At 50.3% G+C, this 24,521-nt stretch carries 21 protein-coding genes and 1 other annotated feature; of the genes, 8 read left to right on the top strand and 13 right to left on the bottom strand.

All coding sequences use genetic code 11. From position 1 onward, the window contains the following. Positions 1-202 precede the first annotated feature (202 nt). From AC6I8E_RS12180 to gnd, 7 genes are all read left to right on the top strand, one after another. The gene (locus tag AC6I8E_RS12180; protein ID WP_418162930.1) at positions 203-1,039 is read left to right on the top strand and encodes an ABC transporter permease; all 837 of its coding nucleotides are present in this window, start codon (positions 203-205) and stop codon (positions 1,037-1,039) included. After that, positions 1,029-2,420 carry an ABC transporter ATP-binding protein gene (locus AC6I8E_RS12175; RefSeq protein WP_497824036.1) on the top strand — a complete coding sequence of 464 codons (1,392 nt, stop codon included), beginning with the start codon at positions 1,029-1,031 and terminating at the stop codon, positions 2,418-2,420. Before AC6I8E_RS12180 ends, AC6I8E_RS12175 begins: the two co-directional genes overlap by 11 nt. After that, positions 2,413-6,339 (top strand): glycosyltransferase, encoded by a 3,927-nt coding sequence (locus AC6I8E_RS12170; RefSeq protein WP_497824035.1) that lies wholly within the window; start codon positions 2,413-2,415, stop codon positions 6,337-6,339. Before AC6I8E_RS12175 ends, AC6I8E_RS12170 begins: the two co-directional genes overlap by 8 nt. After that, entirely contained in the window at positions 6,336-8,171 is a 1,836-nt protein-coding gene (locus AC6I8E_RS12165; protein WP_497824034.1) for an HAD family hydrolase, read from the top strand. The genes AC6I8E_RS12170 and AC6I8E_RS12165 overlap by 4 nt, the downstream gene beginning before the upstream one ends. Further along, positions 8,165-9,097, top strand: a complete 933-nt coding sequence (locus AC6I8E_RS12160; protein ID WP_110330616.1) for a glycosyltransferase family 2 protein — start codon at positions 8,165-8,167, stop codon at positions 9,095-9,097. Before AC6I8E_RS12165 ends, AC6I8E_RS12160 begins: the two co-directional genes overlap by 7 nt. Positions 9,098-9,110: 13 nt before the next feature. Beyond that, positions 9,111-9,926, top strand: a complete 816-nt coding sequence (locus AC6I8E_RS12155) for a glycosyltransferase (protein ID WP_110330615.1) — start codon at positions 9,111-9,113, stop codon at positions 9,924-9,926. Between the two features lie 191 nt (positions 9,927-10,117). Then, on the top strand, positions 10,118-11,527 hold the full coding sequence (gnd, locus tag AC6I8E_RS12150; protein WP_013358445.1) for an NADP-dependent phosphogluconate dehydrogenase: 1,410 nt from the start codon (positions 10,118-10,120) through the stop codon (positions 11,525-11,527). 34 nt (positions 11,528-11,561) lie between these two features. Here the strand turns inward: gnd and AC6I8E_RS12145 are convergent, their stop codons facing one another. The 12 genes from AC6I8E_RS12145 to hisL form a co-directional block, all read right to left on the bottom strand. Continuing rightward, on the bottom strand, positions 11,562-12,860 hold the full coding sequence (locus AC6I8E_RS12145; RefSeq protein ID WP_497824033.1) for a succinylglutamate desuccinylase/aspartoacylase family protein: 1,299 nt from the start codon (positions 12,858-12,860) through the stop codon (positions 11,562-11,564). A 106-nt stretch (positions 12,861-12,966) separates the two neighbouring features. Then, positions 12,967-13,758, bottom strand: coding sequence for an ABC transporter substrate-binding protein (locus AC6I8E_RS12140; protein ID WP_095706915.1), 792 nt, complete (start codon positions 13,756-13,758; stop codon positions 12,967-12,969). 66 nt (positions 13,759-13,824) lie between these two features. Continuing rightward, positions 13,825-14,301 carry a YbaK/prolyl-tRNA synthetase associated domain-containing protein gene (locus AC6I8E_RS12135; RefSeq protein ID WP_095706916.1) on the bottom strand — a complete coding sequence of 159 codons (477 nt, stop codon included), beginning with the start codon at positions 14,299-14,301 and terminating at the stop codon, positions 13,825-13,827. A 114-nt stretch (positions 14,302-14,415) separates the two neighbouring features. Continuing rightward, positions 14,416-15,027 carry a bifunctional phosphoribosyl-AMP cyclohydrolase/phosphoribosyl-ATP diphosphatase HisIE gene (hisIE, locus tag AC6I8E_RS12130; protein ID WP_497824032.1) on the bottom strand — a complete coding sequence of 204 codons (612 nt, stop codon included), beginning with the start codon at positions 15,025-15,027 and terminating at the stop codon, positions 14,416-14,418. Continuing rightward, a complete protein-coding gene (gene hisF / locus AC6I8E_RS12125; RefSeq protein WP_033783632.1) occupies positions 15,021-15,797 on the bottom strand; it encodes an imidazole glycerol phosphate synthase subunit HisF in 777 nt (258 codons plus the stop codon). The genes hisIE and hisF overlap by 7 nt, the downstream gene beginning before the upstream one ends. Then, positions 15,779-16,516, bottom strand: a complete 738-nt coding sequence (gene hisA / locus AC6I8E_RS12120) for a 1-(5-phosphoribosyl)-5-[(5-phosphoribosylamino)methylideneamino]imidazole-4-carboxamide isomerase (RefSeq protein WP_497824031.1) — start codon at positions 16,514-16,516, stop codon at positions 15,779-15,781. Before hisA ends, hisF begins: the two co-directional genes overlap by 19 nt. Next, positions 16,516-17,106, bottom strand: coding sequence for an imidazole glycerol phosphate synthase subunit HisH (gene hisH, locus AC6I8E_RS12115; RefSeq protein WP_013358439.1), 591 nt, complete (start codon positions 17,104-17,106; stop codon positions 16,516-16,518). The genes hisA and hisH overlap by 1 nt, the downstream gene beginning before the upstream one ends. Further along, the gene (hisB, locus tag AC6I8E_RS12110; protein WP_346435357.1) at positions 17,106-18,173 is read right to left on the bottom strand and encodes a bifunctional histidinol-phosphatase/imidazoleglycerol-phosphate dehydratase HisB; all 1,068 of its coding nucleotides are present in this window, start codon (positions 18,171-18,173) and stop codon (positions 17,106-17,108) included. The genes hisH and hisB overlap by 1 nt, the downstream gene beginning before the upstream one ends. Then, positions 18,170-19,246, bottom strand: coding sequence for a histidinol-phosphate transaminase (gene hisC / locus AC6I8E_RS12105; RefSeq protein ID WP_013358437.1), 1,077 nt, complete (start codon positions 19,244-19,246; stop codon positions 18,170-18,172). Before hisC ends, hisB begins: the two co-directional genes overlap by 4 nt. Continuing rightward, a complete protein-coding gene (hisD, locus tag AC6I8E_RS12100; protein WP_497824030.1) occupies positions 19,243-20,547 on the bottom strand; it encodes a histidinol dehydrogenase in 1,305 nt (434 codons plus the stop codon). The genes hisC and hisD overlap by 4 nt, the downstream gene beginning before the upstream one ends. A 3-nt stretch (positions 20,548-20,550) precedes the next feature. After that, complete coding sequence (gene hisG / locus AC6I8E_RS12095) at positions 20,551-21,450, bottom strand: ATP phosphoribosyltransferase (protein ID WP_004571317.1); 900 nt, start codon at positions 21,448-21,450, stop codon at positions 20,551-20,553. A gap of 48 nt (positions 21,451-21,498) precedes the next feature. Then, positions 21,499-21,619 (bottom strand) — a sequence feature (His leader region). Next, positions 21,595-21,642 carry a his operon leader peptide gene (gene hisL, locus AC6I8E_RS12090; protein ID WP_100396937.1) on the bottom strand — a complete coding sequence of 16 codons (48 nt, stop codon included), beginning with the start codon at positions 21,640-21,642 and terminating at the stop codon, positions 21,595-21,597. Its footprint overlaps the feature before it by 25 nt. A 179-nt stretch (positions 21,643-21,821) precedes the next feature. Between hisL and AC6I8E_RS12085 the strand changes: the two genes are divergently transcribed. Further along, positions 21,822-22,649, top strand: coding sequence for an SDR family oxidoreductase (locus tag AC6I8E_RS12085; RefSeq protein ID WP_095706922.1), 828 nt, complete (start codon positions 21,822-21,824; stop codon positions 22,647-22,649). A 350-nt stretch (positions 22,650-22,999) separates the two neighbouring features. On the opposite strand, the gene AC6I8E_RS12080 is transcribed toward AC6I8E_RS12085, so the two are convergent. Continuing rightward, positions 23,000-24,496: a glucosyltransferase domain-containing protein gene (locus AC6I8E_RS12080; RefSeq protein WP_497824029.1), complete on the bottom strand. Its 1,497-nt coding sequence runs from the start codon at positions 24,494-24,496 to the stop codon at positions 23,000-23,002. Positions 24,497-24,521: the final 25 nt, after the last annotated feature.

The following is a 24,521-nucleotide window of genomic DNA, read 5'->3' as shown; positions in this document are numbered from 1 at the left end:
CACAGGCTATCCTAACAAAGATTGAGAAGAAAATTCAGTTTATGCCAGACTTTTAATGGACAGGAACAATTACCTTTCAATAACGTTAAAACAGTCATCATCGGGTTTGACAATGATCATTGTCGGGACTGCATCAATTGAGAGTCAAAATTAGTTCGTGATAGCAGTAAAAACTCCAGCTCAAGCTTTTAAGAGATTACTAATGAATCCGCATAGTTCGAGATCTACCTCACTCTTTTCTCTGATTCGTCAGACATGGGCAAATCGAAATCTCGTTTTCCAGATGACTAAACGAGAGGTTGTTGGTCGTTATCGCGGTTCGACCATGGGAATTTTGTGGTCTTTTATTAACCCCATTTTTATGCTCATGGTTTACACTTTCGTTTTTTCAGTCGTATTCAAAGCCCGGTGGGGAACCGCTGGAGCACTGAATGAATCAAAGACTGATTTTGCAGTGATTCTGTTTGTCGGTCTGATTATTCATGGTCTTTTTGCCGAAACGCTTAGTCGCGCCCCCTCCCTGATTCTTGGCAACGTAAACTATGTTAAAAAAGTGGTATTTCCTTTAGAAATATTACCGGTTGTGAGTTTTTTGAGCGTGCTCTTTCATAGCTTTATTAGCATGCTCGTTTTAATTATCGCCTTTTTCATATTCAATGGTTACATCCATTGGACACTCGTTTTTATACCCGTTGTCATTTTGCCATTAGCCTTACTGACTCTGGGGCTGACTTGGTTTTTATCATCATTAGGCGTCTATCTGCGAGATGTGGGGCAGACAATTACCATAATCATGACCGTAATGATGTTTTTATCACCAGTATTTTATCCGATATCTTCTCTCCCCGAAAACTTGCGACCGCTCATAATGCTTAATCCGTTAACGTTCATCATTGAGCAGGCCAGAGCGGTACTTATATGGGGCAAGTTACCTGATTTTTCTGGTATTGGAATCTACACACTTATCTCACTATTGGTAATGTGGCTGTGTTACGCCTGGTTCCAAAAAACACGAAAAGGTTTTGCTGATGTCCTTTAATGAAAATGCGATTGTAATAGATGGCGTAAGTAAATGTTTTCAGGTGTATGAAAATCCAGTACGAAGATTAAAACAGTTTATTGTGCCAAAAGTAGACCGGGTTGTGGGTCGTGAAAGCCGGGCTTACCATGAAGATTTTTGGGCTTTAAAGGATGTTTCTTTTGTTTTACCCAAGGGTGAAACAATGGGGATAGTCGGACGAAATGGCTCAGGAAAATCTACGTTACTTCAGATTATCGCCGGAACATTAACGCCTACATCCGGGAATGTCACCGTTAACGGGCGTGTCGCCGCGCTGCTGGAACTGGGTGCAGGCTTTAACAGTGACTTTAGCGGACTTGAGAACGTTTACCTCAATGCGTCCCTGATGGGATTGACCCGCGAAGAAACGGAAGCGAGACTTGATGACATTCTTTCGTTTGCTGATATTGGTCACTTCATCCATTCTCCCGTCCGCTCATATTCAAGCGGCATGCTCGTCCGGCTGGCTTTTGCTGTTCAGGCTCAGATTGAACCGGAAATATTGATCGTTGACGAAGCCCTTGCCGTGGGCGATGCAAAGTTTCAGGCTAAATGTTTTGCCCGGTTGAAAAAGCTCAAACAAAATGGTACCTCAATTCTCTTTGTTTCACATGCCACAGAGCAGATCGTGACACATTGCGACCGGGCATTACTCCTGGACGGTGGCGTAACACAGGAGTGTGGTGCACCCCGAGAAGTCATAAATCGCTATCTGGATATTCTATTCGGGAAAAAACGCGAAAACGACAGCACGCGTGCAGATGTGGATAAGCAAATCGCGCTGGCGGCTAAAGGTGAAGAGGAACGGCTGGAGCGGGAAACCAATCTGGAAAAAACGGAAGAGGCTAAAACAGAAAGCCAGCTCAGGCTGAACAGCGTGTTTGATGAAAGGCCTCATTACAATCCCTCTGAGTACCGGTGGGGAGATAAAGCAGCAGAAATTTATGACTATCATTTTGATCAAGATGGTCAGGCGTTCCCAGGGATCTTTGAACCCAAAAAGCCTATTAATTTTCTGTTTAAAGTCATTTGTCATGACTATATTTTCAGACCTATTTTTGGTTTTGCGATCAAAACTAAAGAAGGCGTCACCATTTACAACACGAACAGTGAGTGGCAGTCAGTATCGATCGTTGAAGAGGCGAAGCCCGACCAATCGTTTATCGTATCGGTAACGTTGCCAAATCTTCTTTTTGAAGGCGACTATTTTGTTTCTGTGGGTATCGCGAGTAGTAACACTCAGGGCGAAATAATCCCTCACGACCGTCGCTATGACTCAATTCATTTGCCTGTAGGACCTGTGGGTACTTTTACCGGTTTGGCCGATCTAAACGCGAGAATAAAACTTGAAAATGGCTAATTTAGAACAAATTTTATCAGATGCTGGTTTTCAGAAAAATGAAAAGACGGCGCTGTGGTCACCCTCAGATATGAAGGATTTTGCGTATAGCGACGGCGAAGAGACTGAAAACTACATCTACAAAACAATCAGTGAAGTCTCAGACGTCAGCGTTGATTCAGAAGAATTAGAACCCTTCATCGTAGACTGGCCCTCAACCTATCATCTTAGTCCCGTACGTTCGAACCTGCTACGTCCATTCCAGGAGTGGATGAAGGGCAAAAGAATATTAGAAATCGGCTGTGGATGTGGCGCAATCAGCCGGTTCCTGGGCGAGAATGCTGCAGAAGTTGTCTCTGTGGAAGGCAGTTTCCGTCGCGCAACGATTGCTCGCTCACGCTGCCGCGATCTTCCGAATGTCACTGTCATCTGCGCTCCTTCCGATACGCTCCCGGATTTCGGCGATTTCGATGCGGTTTTACTGATTGGTGTCCTTGAATACGCACGTGTTTTCGTGGGTGAAAATGGTGAGCAGGAACTTTTAAAGGCGTGCAAAAAGCGTTTGAAGAAGGATGGGAAATTATTTGTTGCCATTGAAAATAAACTGGGTATCAAATATTTTTCAGGCGCTCGCGAAGACCATGTGAACCTGCCGATGTATGGCATTAACAATAGTTACGATGAAAAAAGTGTTGTCACGTTTGGTCGTAAAGAGCTGTTGAATGAACTGAATAAAGCCGGTTTCCAGGATACTCTGGAATATATTCCGTTACCTGATTATAAATTACCGTGCACAGTAGTTACCCCGCTGGGCTGGCAAAAGCACTCCAAAGCGCTGAGTCAGTTAGCAATGGAAAGCGCGCATAAAGAAAAGCAAATCGTTCCACAGCATCTGTTCTCAATTGAGCAGGGCATCAAAAACATCTGGAACAATGAAATTGCTGCTGATCTCTCAAGTTCGTTTTTGATGGTCTCAAGCGCAATTAAACAGGATGTTATTCATGAAAACGTGGCGGCTATTTACTATTCAGATGAACGGAGTGCTGACAAGAAGAAGAACGTAGAATTTATACAGACGGATGAAGGCTTGTCTGTATTCTCTGGCTCCAGCCAGGACGGCAATGTCAGGTCAGCGGATATGGATAGATTCATTTATGGTCAATCTCTCTGGACCGATCTTTTACGCATTATTAATCGTCCCCACTGGCGTATTGAAGAATTAGCGGCCTGGGCAAAAGGGTGGCTTGACCAGCTTCAGCTCAAAGCACAGGTGCCGCTGGAAACAGACAAAGATATTGTCCTGCCTGATTCTTACCTGGATGCCTTGCCGTTTAATGTGATCAGAAAAAACAATGGCGAATTTGTTTTCTTTGATCAGGAGTGGCAGGCTGGCGAGACCATTACGCTGGGTTATGTAGCCTATCGCGGTATCTATCATTCCCTGTTACGTGTGACGTCTGCTGGCAATAGCCGAAACTGTAATAGCAACAACATTGCTGAGCTGACGACAGCGGTGTTAAATGCTATGGGCTTTTCATGCTCAAGTGCTGAATCGCGAAAATATCTGAAGCAGGAGTCAGCGTTTCTGGCGAAAATTCAGCACAAAGATGCTGAAGATATTTATACAACGCTCAAAGGTTTTTCCCTTTCTGTTCGTGCTGAATACTGGACTGACCTCAATAATCTCAATTCATTGAGAAGTCACGAAAAAAACATCAACGATCAAAATCTGCTCCGTATTACAAATCTGGAAGAATCGCTGAAAAATGAGAGCGAACGTGCCAGTCGGTTGCAGGAAGAGTTAAATCAGATTCATGCCCTTTATGAACATCAGGCCCATGTTCTGAGCAAGTATCGTCATGATGTCGAAACCATTTTGAATTCTGCCAGCTGGAAAATTTCCGCTCCGCTACGTGTTGCAGGCCGCCGGGTTCCATTAAAGATAAGGCAACCAGTAAAGAGAATATTTTTCAGACTGTTTTATCTGGGGCAGAGAGTAAAAGTAAAATCAGGTAAGGTTATTGCGCAGGCCACATCTAATAACAGCGGTTTAAAGAAGCGCGTGAGAGAAGTCTCGCGAAACGTCTATATGCAGTTGCCAGAGCGATATAAAGAAAAAGCGTTAAAAGTCGCTATGAAAGTGCGGCCTGCATGGTTCAGGCATCACCCTGCCTTTAACCAGGCTCTATATGAACAGACTATTATCAATAATAGTAAGGGGACTCAGCCAGTCTTCCTTTCGCATAGTAATAATGGAACCTATTCATTCTCTGATCGTCCGGATGAGTACGTTTACATTCCGGCCAAAAAGCCGAATTATTTTAAAGATATTCTTAATGAGTTTGAGGTCAAGCCGCTTTTCTCCATAATTGTGCCTATCTACAATACGCCACTGGACCTGCTGGCGTTGATGGTTAAGTCAGTAGAAGATCAATGGTATGACAACTGGGAATTAGTGCTGGCTAACGACTGCAGTCCTGATGAGGAGACTGCACCCGCTCTCGACGCTTTAAAAGATCCCCGAATCAAAGTCATTCACATGGAAAAAAACCAGGGGATTGCTGGCGCAACTAACATTGCAATAGAGAATGCAAGCGGTGATTACATTGTCTTCCTGGATCATGACGATGAGTTAACGCAGGATTGCCTGTTCGAATTTGTAAAATGCATCAACGAAGAAGATCCTGATTTTATTTATAGTGATGAGGATAAATTTACGCCGGAAGGGAATTATTCTCAGCCTCACTTCAAACCTGACTGGTCGCCAGATACCATGATGGGCACCATGTATACCTGCCATGCTGCCTGTGTACGCCTGAGCACTGCCCGCCAACTGGGAGGATTACGGACAGAATTTAATGGTTGTCAGGATTGGGACTTCATTCTCAGATTAAGTGAGATAACGCAGAAAATTTCGCACATTCCGAAAATTCTGTATCACTGGCGCATCATCCCGGCCTCTGTCGCGTCTGATATCACCGCTAAGCCCTATGTCTTAGCCGCTTCTAAAGCGGTACGTGAAGATGCGCTGAAGCGACGTGGTATTGAGGGGACTGTTGAAGAGCTGCCTGGCTATCATGGATATTTCCGCGTTAATTATGATCTCCGTCCGGAGACCCTGATTTCAATCATCATCCCTACGCGGGATAATCATGACGTGCTCGCGCGCTGCATTAATTCAATCCGCAGTAAAACCCGCTGGAGCCATTACGAGATTATTGTTGTTGATAATGGATCTCAGAAGCCCGATACGCTTGCGTATCTTGATGAACTTAAGTCCCAACACTTTGCCACTGTCATAAGACACGACCAGCCTTTCAATTTTTCTGAGTTGAATAACATCGGCGTTGCCCATTCTGAAGGTAGCCTGTTGCTTTTCCTCAACGATGACACTGAAGTCCTACAGGACGACTGGCTGAACAGACTGGGTGGTTACGCTCAGCAGAAACATGTGGGGGCTGTTGGCGCTAAACTGGTCTATGCTGACGGGCAGACTATGCAGCATACCGGAGTTCTTAATCTCCAGACCGGCCCTGTTCATGCCTATATCGGTCAGGATAAAAATCACCCCGGCTATTTTTTACGCAATCAGATTGAATATAACTGGCTCGCCGTAACAGGAGCATGTCTGATGGTTTCGCGTGAAAAATATGAATCAATAAACGGTTTTGATGAATCATTCCCTATCGCTTATAACGATGTTGATATCTGTATGCGTCTGGTCGAAAACGGTTACTATAACGTTATGTGTCAGGCGGTTACACTTATCCATCATGAATCTGTTTCACGTGGGCTTGATCACATGGATGCTGAAAAAGTAAGACGTTTGCAAAATGAACTGAGTCGTCTGAACAGTAAACATCCGCAGTACTATCAGTACGACCCTTTCTACAACGTCAACTTTGCTTTTAACGGACATAATTTCGAGATCATGAAATGATTAATTGTGATAACACTGTTAACCCTGCTTATACGAAAGAAGAGATGGATCTGATTTCACTTCGTCATTTAGCTAAAGACGCCAGAGTTATCTCTTTTGATTTTTTTGATACTCTTTTTATTCGCCCGCTGGACAATCCTGAAGATGCATTTGACCTGCTAGCGAATAAGTTTTCAATTGCTGACTTCAGGCAGTTGCGCTGCAATGCACAGAAAAATGCTTTTGCACAAATGGTTAAAGAGGGCAGGAAAGAAATAACCCTAAGAAATATTTATAATAACTTTCAGGGCACACGTGGCGATACTGAAAGTCTGATGGAAGCTGAATATCAGCTTGAGCTGGCGCTGGTCGAGCCAAATCCTTTCTTTATTGGCTTTTTCAATGATTTAATTTTATCGGGTAAAACCGTCGTTATTACCTCAGATATGTACCTTGAAGAGGATTTCTTCCGTGCGGCATTGAAAAAGTATGATATGCCGGACGTCCCGTTGTATATCTCTGCAAGTCGCAATGCGACAAAGCGGGATACGGGTGAGATATTTGATTATCTGCTTGCAGAATGCGAGGTGGAACCGCATCAGGTGTTGCACATCGGTGATAATGAAATGGCCGATTTCATTAAGCCACGCGAAAAAAGTATCAACGCATGGCATTACCAGTCGCCTCATTTGGTGAATAAAGGAAAAAAACAGCCTCTTGCCTCGTCGCTGATCAACGGCATGATTCGGACCCTGCGGCCAGATAACGTCGCTGCCGGTTCATTTCAGCAGCTGGGATACGAATACCAGGCACCCGCTACCTGGGGCTTTCTTGAGTGGATTCGTAAACAATGCCTGACAGACAATGTTGATAAACTCTTGTTTGTTTCCCGTGATGGTTATGCGCTGGAAAGACTGGCGTCGCGCTATTTTACAGAAAAGCTGCCTTCGTTCTCCTATTTCATGGGTTCACGTATTGCTTTCAATCTCTCTCTGATGGATGAAGAGAACTTCAGCCAGAACCTTGCTTTCCTGATGTCAGGTTCAGATGGATTATCCCCAGGGGAATTACTTGAGCGCATTGGTGTAGAGCCACCGGCAGATCACGTAATGATGTCGGCAGGAGTTGCACCTGACCTGGTTATTGCGCCGGAAAATTACGAGCTAGTCGAAAAGTTTCTCATCGCACTCCGCGCTGAGATTCTTAAGGTATGTCAGCGCAACCGTCGGGGGTTGTTCATCTATCTTCACTCCCTGGGCATCAAAGAGGGCGATACTGTCGCTATGGTAGATGTAGGCTGGAGCGGAACGACGCAGGAAGCGTTTATCCATACCGTTAAGAAATTCATGAACATAAATGTGATTGGCTATTATTTTTGCATTGCCAACACCTTTGAAAGAAAGCGCCGTACGCCACATCAAAAAATGAAAGCATTTATTGATAACGATACGACCAGCCCGACTTTAGTGGACAAGATTTATGAGAATCGCGTGGCCATAGAGCTGTTTTTCTCTGCGCCGCACAATACGGTCATTGGCTATAAACCTGTCAAAAACGGCGTGTGTTCAGTCACCGATCCCGGCCGGACGAAATCAAAAGATCATAATCTGATCAATGCACAACTGACCGAGGGTGTGGACAGATTCTGTAATGATTTTCTGGCGATGTTAGCAAGACTACAGGTTAATCTTACGCCAATGCAGCTGGCTGAACCGCTCATCTCGTTGACAACAAAAGATGACTGGCGCAGAAATCATCTTTTCATGCAGATTGAAAATTTTGACTCCTGGGGCAGCACACGTAATAAAGTTGTTAAGTTTCAGGATTACTTCAAGAACAGTTCCTCATGTTAATAACCGGCCAAAAGGAACATGTTGCTGTTCTTATGGGTACCTATAATGGTGCCGCTTTCATAGAGAAGCAGCTGCAGTCTGTAAAAGATCAGGACTGGAAAAACTGGTCTTTATGGGTTTCTGATGATGGATCTGAAGATGATACCCGCTCGATTACCGAGCGGGCTTTTTCGGGTGCAGAAAATAGCTGCACCCTTCTGGCCGGTCCGCAAAAAGGCTTTTGCGAAAACTTTAAGTCTCTGATTGGCAATCCGGGAATAGAAGCAGATTTTTATGCTTTTGCTGATCAGGATGACATGTGGCATCCCGCAAAACTTTTGCGTGCCGTTGAGTATCTGCAATCTCTGCCCGAAGAGGTTCCTGCGCTCTATTGCTCCCGAACCCGGTTAATTGACGAGCATGATCAGGTCCTCGGTTTATCGCCGCTTAATGCTAAAAGACCCGGTTTCCCTAACGCATTACTGCAAAATATTGCCAGCGGGAACACGATGGTCTTTAACGCAGCGGCGCGGCAGCTTTTTCTGAAGATACTCGACTTACCTGTGATCGCGCACGACTGGGCACTTTATCTCATCGTAAGCGCCTGTGGCGGCAACATCTTTTTTGACCCTGAGCCCTCAGTGTTATACAGACAGCATAACGCTAATGTTATTGGCAACGGAATGAACCTGACACAGCGGGTCAGCAATTTCATCGATGCTCATCAGGGACGCAACCGACACTGGAATGATGTGAATTTCCGCTTTCTGACGCAGCTAAAAGCGGAAATGACGCCGGAAAACCGGGTTATTTTTGAGGCTTTTCGCCATATCCGGGACAACACGTTACCTGCGCGTTTAAAATTATTCAAAGCTTCAGGCGTCTACCATCAAAATCGCCTGGGTCAAATGACGAATTTCTCTTACGCTCTATTTAACAAGTTCTAATTTTGGTAATCTTGTGAAAATAATCGCATCGCTTGTTCTGTATCGTCATGCTTATGAGGATATTTCACGCACGCTGGATTCATTGCTGGCTGAGAAAAGTATTGATAAAGTTTGCATCGTTGACAATGGTTGTCACTGTAATTGGTTAAGTGATTATTCTCATCCGAAAGTTTCAATTTTATCTGTAGCAAATAATAACGGATTTGGCGCGGGCCATAATAAAGCCTTTCAGGAATATAAAAATCAGTGCGAATATATTTTGATTTGCAATCCTGACATCAGCTTTGACTGTGGAGAAGTTGATTCTCTTTATCACTTTACCAAAGAAAATAATCTTTCACTGACTATTCCTAAAGTGATTTACCCGGATGGAAGTCTTCAGCACAGTTGTAAGCTGTTGCCAACGCCTAATCAGCTTTTTATGAGACGCTTTTTCTCGCGCTATATGAAAATTTCGAATGGTGAATACGAGCTTCATCATGCTGATTATAGCCGACCCTTCTATGCTCCATCACTTTCTGGCTGCTTCATGCTCATTAGCCAGCAGGCACTAAATCACACAAATGGTTTTGACGAACGTTTTTTCCTCTATATGGAAGATGTGGACTTATCCAGGCGTGTCTCTGCTTCGGGGTTGGGCATCCAGTATTGCCCTGCATCAACAGTTGTGCATGAATCACAACGACGCTCATATCAGGATTTTAAATTCCTTTTTTATCACATTGTTTCCGCTGTCCGATATTTCAACAAATGGGGATGGTTAATTGATCGTGAGAGAGAGCTGTTTAACACTAAATGCCTTTCTCAGTTTAACTGTAAGAATTCGTAATAAGACAGGTTTGAGATTTTACTTATTGTGCCTGTTTTATTGTTCAGCCGTGCTGTCTACTAACATGTCTCTGGTGTTACGGATAACATTTTTTAAAAAAATGTTGTATTGTAATCACTAAGTTAAAATTATCTGAATTCATAAGTGGGTTAGAGCTGAACGGCTCTGTATATATTGATCAGGAGTAAAATATGTCCAAGCAACAGATCGGCGTTGTAGGTATGGCAGTGATGGGCCGCAACCTGGCTCTTAACATTGAGAGCCGCGGTTACACTGTTTCAATCTTCAACCGTTCACGCGAAAAGACTGACGAAGTCATCGCCGAGAACCAGGGCAAGAAGCTTGCTCCTTTTTACACCGTTGAAGAGTTTGTTGAATCGCTGGAAAAACCTCGTCGTATCCTGCTGATGGTTCAGGCGGGTGAAGCGACTGACAAGACTATCGCCTCACTGACTCCACACCTGGATAAAGGCGACATCCTGATCGATGGCGGTAACACCTTCTACAAAGATACCATCCGTCGTAACAAAGAACTTTCTGATCAGGGCTTCAACTTCATCGGTACCGGTGTTTCCGGTGGTGAAGAGGGCGCACTGAAAGGCCCATCGATCATGCCTGGTGGCCAGAAAGAAGCGTATGAGCTGGTTGCGCCAATCCTGGATAAGATTGCAGCACGTGCCGAAGATGGCGAAGCCTGTGTGGCTTACATCGGTCCAAATGGCGCGGGTCACTATGTGAAGATGGTTCACAACGGCATCGAATATGGCGACATGCAGCTGATTGCTGAAGCTTACGCACTGCTGAAAGGTGCGCTGGGTCTTAACAATGAAGAGCTGGCTGAAACTTTCACCGACTGGAACAACGGCGAGCTGAGCAGCTACCTGATCGACATCACCAAAGATATCTTCACCAAGAAAGATGAAGAAGGTAAATATCTGGTTGATGTGATTCTGGATGAAGCGGCTAACAAAGGCACCGGTAAATGGACCAGCCAGAGCTCACTGGATCTGGGTGAACCTCTGTCACTGATCACTGAGTCTGTCTTCGCCCGTTACCTCTCCTCACTGAAAACCCAGCGTGTTGCGGCCTCTAAAGTACTGAGCGGCCCACAGGCTAAAGCTTTCACTGGTGATAAAGCAGAGTTCATCGAGAAAGTCCGTCGCGCGCTGTACCTGGGTAAAATAGTCTCTTATGCGCAGGGCTTTTCACAGCTGCGTGCAGCGTCAGAAGAGAACAATTGGGATCTGCACTACGGTGAAATCGCGAAGATCTTCCGCGCTGGCTGCATCATCCGTGCCCAGTTCCTGCAGAAGATCACCGATGCTTATGAAGCCGATGCAGGCATCGCTAACCTGTTGCTGGCTCCGTACTTCAAAGATATCGCGGATCAGTATCAGCAGGCGCTGCGTGATGTCGTTTCTTACGCAATTCAGAACGGTATCCCAACGCCAACCTTCTCTGCGGCGATCGCTTATTACGACAGCTACCGTTCAGAAGTGCTGCCTGCCAACCTGATTCAGGCGCAGCGTGACTACTTCGGTGCGCATACCTATAAGCGTATTGATAAAGACGGTGTGTTCCACACCGAGTGGTTAGATTAATCACTAAAAGGGCTTCCCTCGGGAAGCCCTTTTTTTACCCTACCAGCAAATCCCCGCTCCGAATCTCCCGCTCTCCCGCCAGCCGCACAACCAGCATGCCTGCCGTCGCAAACCTTACCCAGTGTCTCGCATAGAGAATACCGCCATACTCAGCCACCAGAGGGGTGATGTGGTCCGTAAGCGGATCAATAATCTCAGCCACCACTTCTCCCGGGCGAATCTGCGCACCGAGCGGTTTGCGGTGCAGGATCAGCCCTGAGACCGGCGAATGAATATATTCACAGCCCGCTAACGGCGTAGGAGGATTTTTCAGGGTAGGAGAGGCCGCCGCCGAACCCTCGCTGTGACGCTCTTTGATAACGCTACCTTCTCCCGGTGCTTCAGCGAGGTCAGGCACGTTTAAACCAATCGGACCGTCATTGATGGCCACGATATCGTCACCGCCCGCGCTCGCCGGGACCAGCTCATCGCCGCCAATGACGGGCGCGGCCACTTCCACGGAAATCGAAGGCTCGCTGTAGCCGATATAACCGCCTTCCTGCAGCGCCGAAATAATCGCATCTGCATCTTTCTCCGCCTGTTCAGGCGACACATCACGCATGCCACGCAACTCCAGCGTCACCGGCAATAAGCCACGAGGCATCGGGTAATCTTTGCCGAACCGCTCTGCCAGCGTCAGCCAGGGTTCGCAACAGGCTTCATCAAACGGCTCTCCACCGGAGATCTGCGCCAGCAGTTGTACTTCACTGCCTAACCAGCGCGCCAGCGGTTCGATATCCGGCCAGGCATGCGGCGTGGTATAGAGATGCGGCACGGCTTCCCAGTCACAGTGCAGGTCAATCATCAAATCGGCCTGACTGGCCATCCGCATCAGCGTATAGCGCTGCGCATCCAGCTCGGTCTTTGGCACGGTATCGCGATAATGACGATCAATCGCATCGCGGATAAGGTTCCTGTTCTGTGATTCACTTTGGGTCAGACTCTCAGCCAGCCCGGCCGCCAGAGTATTGCCCAGTGACGGAAAACGGCGGTTGAAGTCCTGACCGGAGAGGGTATGAAAGCGGCCGAGATGGGTGCCGTGCCAGTGCTGTCCCAGTGCCAGCGGATTAGCCACCGGCACCAGGGTAAAGGCAGCTTTAAGCTGTCCGGCGGACTCCAGCGCCTGCAGCCGCTGCTTCAAATACCAGGCCACCGCCATACCGGGCAGTTCGTCGCCATGCAGCGCAGCCTGGATATAAACCTGACGTTCATTGTCCTCAGCAAAATGGAAACTGATGATTTCACGCTGGGTGCCTAAAGAGGCGCTTAACAGTGGATGATGTTGTTGATGCATACCGTGTTAATGTCCTTTAATCGGCAAGGGACGACAGCGCGCCGTCCCGAAAAAGTTAGAGTATAGTGCCGGATCGCGGTGAGGACGAAAAAGGGCGACCGCGAGGTTACTGCTGAATAGAGATATCCGTGGCGAAGTAGCGCTTCTGAATCTGATCGAAGGTGCCATTCTTTTTGATTTCGGCAAAGGCGTTATCCAGCGCCGTTTTCAGTTCGGTATCGCCTTTGCGCAGGCCAATGGCCGTGCCGGGGCCGATAATCGGATCCTGAATAATCGGGCCAGCCAGTTCAAAATCTTTGCCCTGCGGATGCTTCAGGAAGCCAATCGCCGCCTGTGCCGCGTCGGTAAAGACGGCATCCAGTCGGCCTGAAACCAGATCGCTTTCAACCTGTGCCTGATCGCCATAAGGCACCACGGTCACACCATAGGGCTGCCATTTCGCCAGCGCATAACGCTCCTGAACCGTTCCCTGTTCCACGCCAACCGTTTTACCTTTCAGAGACTCGACGGTGGGCAGGATGCCGGCGCCTTTACGCGCAATCAGCTGGGTGTGGGTGTCATACAGCGGCACGGTAAAGTCGATCTGCTTCAGGCGCTCTTCTGTAATGCCCATGTCAGACAGAATGGCATCAAACTTACGTGCTTTCAGCGCCGGAATCATGCCGTCAAACTGGCTTTCAACCCAGACACATTTCGCCTGCATCTGCGTGCAGAGCGCATTACCCAGATCGATATCAAAGCCGACCAGCTTACCCTGCGGGGTTTTCGATTCAAACGGCGGATAGGTCGGATCGACTGCAAAACGCACCTGTTCGATTTTCGCCTGAGCTGCAAACGCGCAGCCTGCCATAACCGCCACAGCCAGCGTCTGACGCAGGCATTGAGTGAAAATGTTCATGATTTTGCTCTTATTCTGTCGTGATGAGTGATTATGCAGAGTATCGCCGGGCTGCCGGGATGGCAATTACTGCGTTATCTCTATCACGTCAGCCTTGCACAGCGCCCGGTAGTCTTCGGTGTTCAGGATCACCGAGCGCTCCAGCAGACCGGCGTTAAATGCGATCTCCGGATAACGTTCAAACAGCGCGGGGTCCACAATCAGTCGGAGGTCGGGATGAAAGCTGAACGGCGGGATCGCTCCGAATACGCAGCCGGTCAGCAGATCGGTCTCCGCCGGGCTGGCGAGTGAGGCGCGTCGTCCACCGACCGCCGCGGCGACTTTGCCCAGATCGGCCTGCCGATCGGCCGGTAACACCGCCAGCACATGCTGTTTAACGCCGTTGCCTTTTACATGGCAGACCAGCGCTTTCGCGCCCTGACCGATTTCGGTGCCGCGTATTGCCGCGACGGCTTCACATTTACCGGTCGCCTCATGCTCCATCAGGCGATAGCGCGCCTGGTGCTGGTCGAGCAGGGCGATTAATTTTTCATGGGTTGTCACGGTTCTCTCCCTGAGGTTTGAGTCGCCGTTACTGTGCGGGATTGAGATGAAGATTGAGAAGGATTCTGCTCAGAATCTGCATAAAAACGAAATTCTGAGCAGGTTATTGCACAATTACTTGTGGCGGGCGCGCAGGTTATTAATCACGGCGCTGAAGTCGAGATCCCGATCCTGCAACAGCACCATAAGGTGATAGACCAGGTCTGACGCTTCATTGGTCAGCTCATCCCGATCGTTGACGGTCGCCGCAAGCGCAGTCTCCACGCCTTCTTCGCCCACTTTTTGTGCGATGCGCTTGGTGCCGCTGGCGTAGAGCCGTGCCGTGTAAGAGCTTTCAGGGTCAGCTGATTTGCGTGACGCCAGCAGCTCTTCCAGCTGATAAAGGAAGGTCCACTCAGGTACGGCCGGCGAGAAGCAGCTGGTGGTGCCCAGATGGCAGGTCGGGCCAATCGGATTCGCCAGCACCAGCAGCGTGTCATTGTCGCAGTCAGGCGTAATGCTCACTACCTGCAGAAAGTTGCCGGACGTTTCGCCTTTGGTCCACAAGCGGTTTTTAGTGCGCGAGAAAAAGGTGACATTGCCTTCTGCCAGCGTTTTTTCCAGCGCTTCCGGGTTCATGTAGCCATGCATCAGCACTTCGCCTGAGACGTTGTGCTGAACGATGACCGGCATCATGCCCTCTGTTTTATCCCAGTCGAGAAGAGCCTGTTGTTGTTGAGTTAGCACGCGCGAATCTCCACTCCGTTGTCTATCAGAAAGCTCTTCAGCTCACCAATATTAATAATCTGCTTATGGAATACCGAGGCAGCTAAGGCGCCATCGACATTTGCCTCGGTAAACGCCTCCAGGAAGTGCTGCATGGTGCCTGCGCCGCCCGAGGCGATCAGGGGCACGTTGCAGACTTCACGCATTTTCTTCAGCTGCACCAGGTCATAGCCGTTACGCACGCCATCCTGATTCATCATGTTCAGCACGATCTCGCCTGCGCCCAGCTTCTGCACTTCCTGTACCCATTCCAGCGTTTCCCACTGTGTCACGCGGGTACGTGCTTCGTCACCGGTGTACTGATTCACCTGATATTTGCCGCTGGCTTCGTCAAACCAGGTATCTATGCCGACCACGATACACTGCACGCCAAACCGGTCCGCGAGGCGGGTGATGAGCGTAGGATCGGCCAGCGCTGGCGAGTTAATTGAAATCTTATCTGCGCCAAACTCCAGAATACGCGCTGCGTCCTCCGGGGTTTTAATGCCGCCCGCGACGCAGAACGGAATATCGATCACTTCCGCGACGCGCGACACCCAGCTTTTGTCGACGACCCGGCCATCAGATGAGGCGGTGATGTCATAGAAGACCAGTTCGTCGGCACCTTCAGCGGCGTAGCGCTGCGCCAGCGGCACGATGTCGCCGATGATCTCGTGATTACGAAACTGTACGCCTTTGACGACCTGGCCGTCACGTACGTCCAGGCAGGGAATTATCCGTTTTGCCAGCATGAGATCGCCTCCGAAACTGTGAATTTATCTTCCAGCAGCGCACGTCCGACAATCACGCCCTGAACACCGCTGCCGCGCAGTGCGGCGATATCATTGAGGTCGCCGATGCCACCCGATGACTGGAAAGCAATCGTCGGGAAGCGCGCCGTCACTTCCTGATAGAGCGCGACGTTAGAACCGCTCAGGGTGCCGTCACGGGAAATGTCGGTACAGAGCACGTGTTTCAGGCCCACCTGCTGAAAATCGGTAATTACCTCTTCCAGGGTGACGCCCGCCGCTTCCTGCCAGCCACTGATCGCCACTACTTTGCGGTTACTGGCATCAATACGCACATCTAACGCGAGCACAATCGCCTCTGCGCCAAACTCCGCGAACCACCGTTTGACCTCTTCAGGCTCTTTCACAGCAGTGGAACCGACCACCACACGACTCGCACCCGCTTCAAGCAGCGCGTACACATCGTTACGGCTGCGAATGCCGCCACCGACCTGCACCGTGACCTCAACGCCGTCGAGCAGGGTTTTCAGCAGCGCGATCTGGCGTTTCGCCGGATCTTTCGCACCGGTTAAATCCACCAGATGCAGCACGGTCGCGCCCTGGCTGACGTAATCCTGCAGACGTGGCAGCGGATCGCTGCCGTAATCACGCTGCTGGCCATAATCGCCCTGATGCAGGCGAACCACTTTGCCGTCAATTAAATCTAACGCGGGGATAATCATTACATCTCCAGGAAGTTTTTCAGCAACTGCGCGCCCGCTTTGCCCGAGCGTTCCGGATGGAACTGGACGCCGAAGAAATTATCTTTCTGCACCGCGGCGGTGAAGGCTTCACCGTAGTGACACTGGGCAATAGTGCTGGCGTTGACCGGCATGGCATAGCTGTGGACGAAGTAGAAATAAGAACCTTCATCAATGCCGCGGAACAGATGATTGCCCGCCTGCGCGGTAATCTGGTTCCAGCCCATGTGCGGCAGCGGAAGGCCGTGGGTGTCCATGAGTGACACCGGTTCATCGATAATGCCCAGCGTCGGTATGCCGCCGTTTTCATCGCTACCGCGTCCCAGCAGCTGCATACCCAGACAGATGCCCAGCACCGGCTGGGTACAGGCTTTCACCAGGTCGATCAGGTCACGCTCTTCCAGCTGATTCATTGCCGCCTGCGCTGTACCTACGCCTGGCAGAAACAGTTTATCGGCGCGCAGCACCACATCAGAATCGCGGCTCACTTCCGGGGTATAGCCCAGACGTTCAATCGCCCATTTCACCGACGAGAGGTTGGCGCAACCGGTATCCATGATCACCACGTTCATCACAGCACTCCCTTCGAGCTCGGCAGGGTATTACCCTCAACGCGGATCGCCTGGCGCAGCGTACGACCAAAGGCTTTAAACAGGCTTTCGACGCGGTGATGATCGTTCTTGCCTTTGGTTTTCAGATGCAGGGTGCTCATCATGGCGTAGGAGAGCGAGCTGAAGAAGTGCTCGACCATCTCAGTACTGAGGTCGCCCACGCGCTGATAGTTGAATTCGGCTTTGAACTCGATGTGCGGACGGCCGGAGATATCCAGCGCGCAGCGTGCCAGGCATTCGTCCATCGGCAGCACAAAGCCAAAGCGGCCAATACCGCGTTTGTCGCCCAGCGCTTTCAGCAATGCTTCGCCCAGCGCCAGACCGGTATCTTCCACCGTGTGGTGATCGTCTATGTAGAGATCGCCTTTCACTTCGATGTTCATGCGGAAGCCGCCGTGCACCGCAATCTGGTCCAGCATATGGTCGAAGAAACCCACGCCGGTATTAATCTTGCTGCCGCCTTCGCGGTCCAGCCACAGTTCGACCCGAACCTGCGTCTCTTTGGTATTACGCTGCACTAGCGCATGGCGGTCACGCTGAGTCAGACGCTGCTGGATGGTCTGCCAGTTCTCGCCGTCAGCACCGTAGCGGATAGGCTGAATGCCCATGTTCTCCGCCAGCTGCACGTCGGTCAGACGATCGCCAATCACATAACTGTTGGCGGTATCCAGTGCGCCTTCGGCCAGCCAGGCTTGCACCATTTTCGTTTTCGGCTTGCGGCAGTCGCAGTGTTCGTCCGGCATGTGCGGGCAAATCAGCACATCGTCAAACGCAATGCCCTGTGAGGTCAGGACCTGCATCATCAGATTGTGTGGACCATCGAAATCCGCCTGCGGGAAACTGGCGGTGCCAAGCCCATCCTGGTTGGTGATCATCACCAGACGATAACCGGCGGCCTGCAGCGCCAGCAGCGCCGGAATAACGTCTGGCTCAAACGCCAGCTTATCCATACGGTCGACCTGATAATCCTCAGGCGGCTCAGAGATTAACGTCCCGTCGCGGTCAATAAAAAGGGTCTTCTGACTCATGCTTGCTCCAGAGAAAAGGCTTGCAGCGCGGCGATGGCTCGTTCGCACTCTTCACGCGTGCCGATGGAGATGCGCAGGCATCCCGACAGGCCCGGATTTTTGTTCTGATCACGCAGGATAATGCCCTGATCCCATAAGGTTTTGAAGACTTTTGGGGAATCGGTAAAGCGCGCCAGCACATAGTTGGTTTCGCTGGGGAAAACCTGCTCAACGCAGGCCAGCTGCGCCAGTTCAGCCAGCAGCCAGCCGCGATTGTCATTCAGCTGGACCACATGCTCACGCATCAATGCAATGCCTTGCTCGCTCAGCGCCTGTCCGGCGACGTCGGCAACCGGCGTCGCCAGCGGGTAGGGCGCAATCACCTTCATCAGCAGGTCGATCACTTGCGGGTTCGCCAGCGCAAAGCCACAACGCAGGCCCGCCAGCGCAAAGGCTTTTGAAAGGGTACGCAGGATCACCAGATGCGGATAATCCTTCAGCCAGCCGGTCAGCGTCGCCTGCGGGCAGAACTCAATATAGGCTTCATCGGCCACCACCAGCGCTTTACCGGCGGTCATCGCCAGCAGCTGGCGGATGTCATCCTGATCGATCAGGTTGCCGGTCGGGTTGTTCGGGCTGCAAAGATAAACGACTTTGACGCCATCCAGCTGTTCGGCGATAGCAGGCAGGTTCAGCTGCCAGTCGCTCAACGCCGGCGCGGTACGATATTCAATGCCGATGGTTTCGGCGCTAACGCTGTACATGCCATAGGTGGGCGGGCAGAACAGAATGGCATCCTGCCCCGGCTCACAGAAGGCGCGCATGATCAGTTCGATGGCTTCATCCGCGCCACGGCTGACCAGCACCTGCTCTGGCGTTAAACCCGCGTAAGCCGCATAACGCTCAATCACCAGCTTAGGCTGACATTCCGGATAACGGTTCAGCGTCTGCTGCGACAGCTCAAACGGCACCGGCAGCGGGAATTCGTTGGCATTGAGCCAGACATCACCGTTGCCACCCAGACGACGCGCCGACATATAGGGCGTCAGGGCACGCACATTCGCGCGCGCCAGCTGCTCAATATCCTGACTCATGCTTGCTCCTTTAGTGCGGCGACGCGCAGGGTGACGGCATTCTTGTGGGCATCCAGCTGCTCGGCGGCGGCCAGGGTTTCAATCGTGGCGGCCAGATTCAGGAAGCCCTGCGGCGTCAGCTCCTGCACCGTCATACGTTTCTGGAAATCGGCCAGGCCCAGGCTGGAACAGGTCGAGGTATAACCGTAGGTCGGTAACACGTGATTGGTGCCCGAGGCGTAATCGCCCGCAGACTCCGGTGACCAGTCGCCTAAGAAGACTGAACCGGCGCTGGTGATCGACTCCACCAGATCGCGCGGCTGACGGGTCTGCAGAATCAGGTGCTCCGGGCCGTAGAGATTGGAAATCTCAACGCATTGCTCAAGGTCGCGCGCCACAATCAGGCGGCTGCTCTCAAGCGCCTGACGCGCCGTGGCCGCACGCGGCAACTGAGCCAGCTGCTGTTCAACCGCGTCCGCAACCGCCTCAGCCAGCGTCAGTGAAGGCGTCAGCAGAATCACCTGTGAGTCGGGGCCGTGCTCGGCCTGTGAAAGCAGATCGGAGGCGACAAACGCGGGCGTGGCACCTTCATCGGCAATCACCAGCACTTCTGACGGCCCGGCAGGCATATCAATCGCCGCGCCATCGAGTCGCTGACTCACCTGACGTTTCGCTTCGGTCACCCAGGCGTTGCCTGGGCCAAAAATCTTGTCCACGCGTGGCACGGTCTCGGTACCAAAGGCCAGCGCGGCAATAGCCTGCGCACCGCCGACCTGGAACACCTCTTCTACGCCGCACAGCTGCGCGGCATAGAGGATCTCATCGGCGATCGGCGGGGGCGAACAGAGCACCACGCGGCCACAACCGGCGATGCGGGCAGGCGTCGCCAGCATCAGCACGGTAGAGAAGAGCGGGGCGGAACCGCCAGGAATGTAGAGCCCGACCGATTTCACCGGGCGGGTAATCTGCTGGCAGCGCACGCCGGGCTGCGTTTCCACATCTACCGGCGGCAGAATCTGCGCGTTGTGGAAGGTTTCGATATTACCCACTGCGACGGCCATCGCCTGCTTCAGCTCGTCACTCAGTAGGGCGCTGGCGTCTGCGATTTGCTGCGGCGTCACACGCAGGTTTTCAACCTGCGCCTTGTCGAAGCGGGCGCTGAATTCGCGCAGCGCGTCATCACCGTTCAGCTTTACCTGCTCCAGCACGTTACGCACCGTCAGCGTGACGTTTTCAGAGGCGGCGATGGCAGGACGCAACAGCAGCGCCTGCTGCTGTTCGGGGGTGCACTGCTGCCACTCAATCGGGGTAGAAAAGGCCATGGCTTACTCCATCATCTTCTCAATAGGCAGCACCAGAATAGAACTGGCACCCAACGCTTTCAGTTTTTCCATGGTTTCCCAGAACAGGGTTTCACTGCTGACCATGTGCATTGCCACGCGGCTGACATCGCCTGCCAGCGGCAGAACGGTCGGACGCTCCGCGCCAGGCAGCAGGCTGATAACCTCTTCCAGCCGCTCACTCGGCGCGTGCAGCATGATGTACTTCGATTCACGTGCTTTAATCACGCCCTGAATACGGGTCATCATCTTGTCGATCAGCTCCTGCTTGGCGGCGGGCATCTCGCCGTCGCGCTGGATCAGGACGGCTTTTGAACGATAGATGACTTCCACTTCACGCAGGCCGTTGGCTTCCAGGGTGGCACCGGTAGAGACCAGATCGCAGATGGCGTCTGCCAGACCGGCGCGGGTCGCGACTTCGACAGAACCGTTCAGTAGGCAGGTTTTGAAGCTGACGCCTTTTTTGTCGAGATACTGTTTGAGCAGGTGCGGATAAGAGGTGGCGATACGGGATTTATCAAGGCATTCCGGGCCGGTGTACTCGGCGTCGGTCGCCATCGCCAGTGAGAGACGGCAACCGCCGAAATCCAGGCGACGTAGCGTAAAGTAGCGCGGGTCTTCGCCCTGAGCGCGGCGTGAGAGTAACTCCTCTTCCAGCACGTTTTCACCGATGATGCCGAGATCGACCACACCGTCCATCACCAGGCCAGGGATATCGTCATCGCGCACACGCAGGATGTCGATCGGCATGTTCTCCGCAAACGCAATCAGGCGCTGTTGCTGAAGATTGATTTTAACGCCGCAGCGCGCCAGCAGTTCGCGTGAATCATCACTTAAACGGCCAGATTTCTGCATAGCTATGCGTAAACGGGTGTTATCTAACATGGTTCCTGTCCTCTTAATCCTGTCCTGAAAGTGTGGTTGCGCCAGCCCATAAAAAAACCCCCGGAAGACGATCTTCCGGGGGTTCTCTTGCGTTCACACCACTGGAAGATCTTAAAAGTCTTCCAGCACCAATCGCCTGAAAGACTAGTCAGGATGATGGTGGTGATGATGGTTGAACTGAACGCGTGTCATATTAATCTCGTCGATGAATGAGTATTCATTTGTGGGGATTAACCTAGCGAAGATGGCAGCACTTGGCAACACTTTTTTAAACAGGCGGTTCAGAAAGCGCTGAAACAGGTTGTTCTGGTTTGCAATCCGGGGGCAAACTACGGTGAAGTCAGGGTTGATGTTTCACGTCAGGAGTCAAAATGAAGAAGGTCGCGATTGTGGGACTGGGCTGGCTGGGTATGCCGCTGGCCACGGCGTTAACGGCGCGAGGCTGGCAGGTTACCGGCAGCAAAACCACGCCAGACGGTGTTGAAGCCGCACGCCGCTGCGGCATTGAGGCGTTCCAGCTGGAACTGACACCGGAACTGCTGTGTGATGCTGCCGATATCGAGCCGCTCTTTAACGTCGATGCATTGATTGTCACGTTACCTGCCAGCCGTACTGCGGAAGGCGGTGAAGCTTATCTGCAGGCGGTGCAGAATGTGGTCGATACCGCGCTGGTGTATAAAGTGCCGCGCATCATCTTTACCAGCTCAACGTCAGTCTATGGTGGCAGCTCTGGCATTAAACGGGAAAACAGCCCGCTGACCGCCGAAACGGTAGCCGGTAAAACGCTGGTTAAGCTGGAGAGCTGGCTGCACGATCTGCCGGGAACGAGCGTGGATATTGTGCGTCTGTCCGGTCTGGTCGGGCCAAAGCGCCATCCGGGACGCTTCCTGGCGGGCAAGCAGGATGTGGCGAATGGCTCGCAGGGCGTGAATCTGGTGCATCTGGATGACGTGGTCGAGGCGATTACGCTGCTGCTGCAGTCGCCCAAAGGGGGCCGGGTTTATAACCTCAGTGCGCCGAAACATCCGACGCGCGACACCTTCTATCCCGCCGTTACGCGCCAGCTTGGTCTGCAGCCGCCGCAGTTCGCGCCAGAGGTCGTAAAAGACAGCGGCAAGCTGATAGATGGGTCGCGCATCTGTAGCGAGCTTGGTTTTGAGTATCGCTATGACGATCCGGTGAAGATGCCGCTGGAATGAATGGCACCATATGGAAGGTGCAGAGGAAGTCGCTTTAAGCTATCGGCTATGTGCATCATTTTTTTGGCGGGATGATGAAATCCCGCCGCGACAAAAACACCGTTAAACAAACAGTTCAGAATTAAATTCACTGTTATTTCAATGAGTATTCTACTTTTGATGACCCAAATAGCTTATTGTAGTCATTTAAAGGTGCAGGTATTTTTTTTCTGAGAAAGTTTTGTTCTGTTATTTAACTGAGATTCAATTGCGTTAATTGAAAAACTATTAACATTAGTCAGAAATTGTAAAGTACTGCCTGGATTGAGTCGGCTGCTTATAAAAGAAAAGCCCCATATGGGGCTTTAGATTTACAGGCATCGGGAAGGGTCTGTACCCTTATATATGCCATTGATACAGTTTCCTGGAGATTGGCCTAGCTTAACTACAACAACGTTATTAATTTTAAATACTGAATCTTTAGCAGGCCACATCGGAGCTGCGTTTATTTTTTCAAACCCTGGCTTTATCTCATCAAAGGAAGCCGGAATTATTTTTGCTATTGCGGTAGCATTCATAAAAGCCGAAATTCGTGCGGAGTTTCCGGCATCCCAGTTAAGGAAAGAGCTTCCAAACATGTCGTGATTGGCAGGTTTATCAACCGAGTCAACGTTGAGTGCACCATAGAAATAGACCCTGACTGGTCTGTCTGGTGGCGTACCAACATATTTGTATATGTCGTTAGCAATGAAAGACGACATATTATAATCCTGATTATAAGAGAGATAGTCGGTATAGAAGAGTTTGCTGGATGAAGCCGTCCCATAGAGTAAAACGATCACAGGAACAGCCCATAAAATCTTCTTTTCAGCATAGAGAGAAAATACGATAACACCCGATGCTGCGAAAGATATAGCAAGGCAATTCATCGCTCTGGGAGGCAAGAAACCGCCGATTATTGCATTCATCAGGAATGGTGACAATATTACTGTGGTTGCTGAAAGCAGAAAAATGAAGCGGTTTTTAATGGGCCTGGTAAAAACCACAGACAGAATAAATAAGGTAAAGCAATAGATACTCAGCCCATAAGGGGCATTAAAAGAAAAATAATCAACAACAAATGCTACTACAGACTTTATCGTTTCAATGACGGGTTGATGAATCCAGCCAATCATGTTGAGGAAGTAAGATTCCGAACTTTTACCAAAATGCCATTGAATGATCTTTGTCAGTAATGAATAGGCGACAGCAGAAACAATCATTACAATAACAGGTTTTAGCACGATGCTTTTAAATGTTAAATCAGGCTTGTTGTTGGCAAGAGTGTAGCAGACATAAGAAGCAATGATTGATACAGGAAGGAAAATTATAGACTGATAAATTGAAACGGAAAATGTTAATGCGATTACAGGTGCAAAAAAGCTCAGTAAAACCCCTTTTTTTCTCAATATAAGATAGGTTGACAAAGAGGACAGAAGAACAGCTGTAGCTAATGCATCTGATTGGTTAGAAAATTCTAACTGGAATGCAAACTGAGGCAGAGCAGAGTAAAGAATCGAGAAAAATACAGACTGTTGCGTGTTAAGGCCTAAAGTTTTTGAGATAACAGAGCATGAAAGGGCAAGTATAACCAGAGACAACATTTCAGTATAAAAAGGAATAAATGGCTCAGGGAAAATTGTTGACTTGAGCAACGCATGTCCCCACCGTCCCATACTGATAGTGTGCGCAATGTTATTGCTAAATTCCTCATCAATTGAGAGAGTAAAATGTGTAAGCTCAAAAAAGTAAACGATAAATAAAACTGATAGCGATGATATAAATGAAACTAAAAAAGTGTTTTTTTCTAAGGTGGCTTTGATTTCCATCAGAAAAATCTCCAGGTGAATTTAT

The organism is Pantoea sp. X-Soil-YNGN-785, from assembly GCF_059730585.1.
This window is presented reverse-complemented; position numbering and strand designations above follow the sequence as displayed.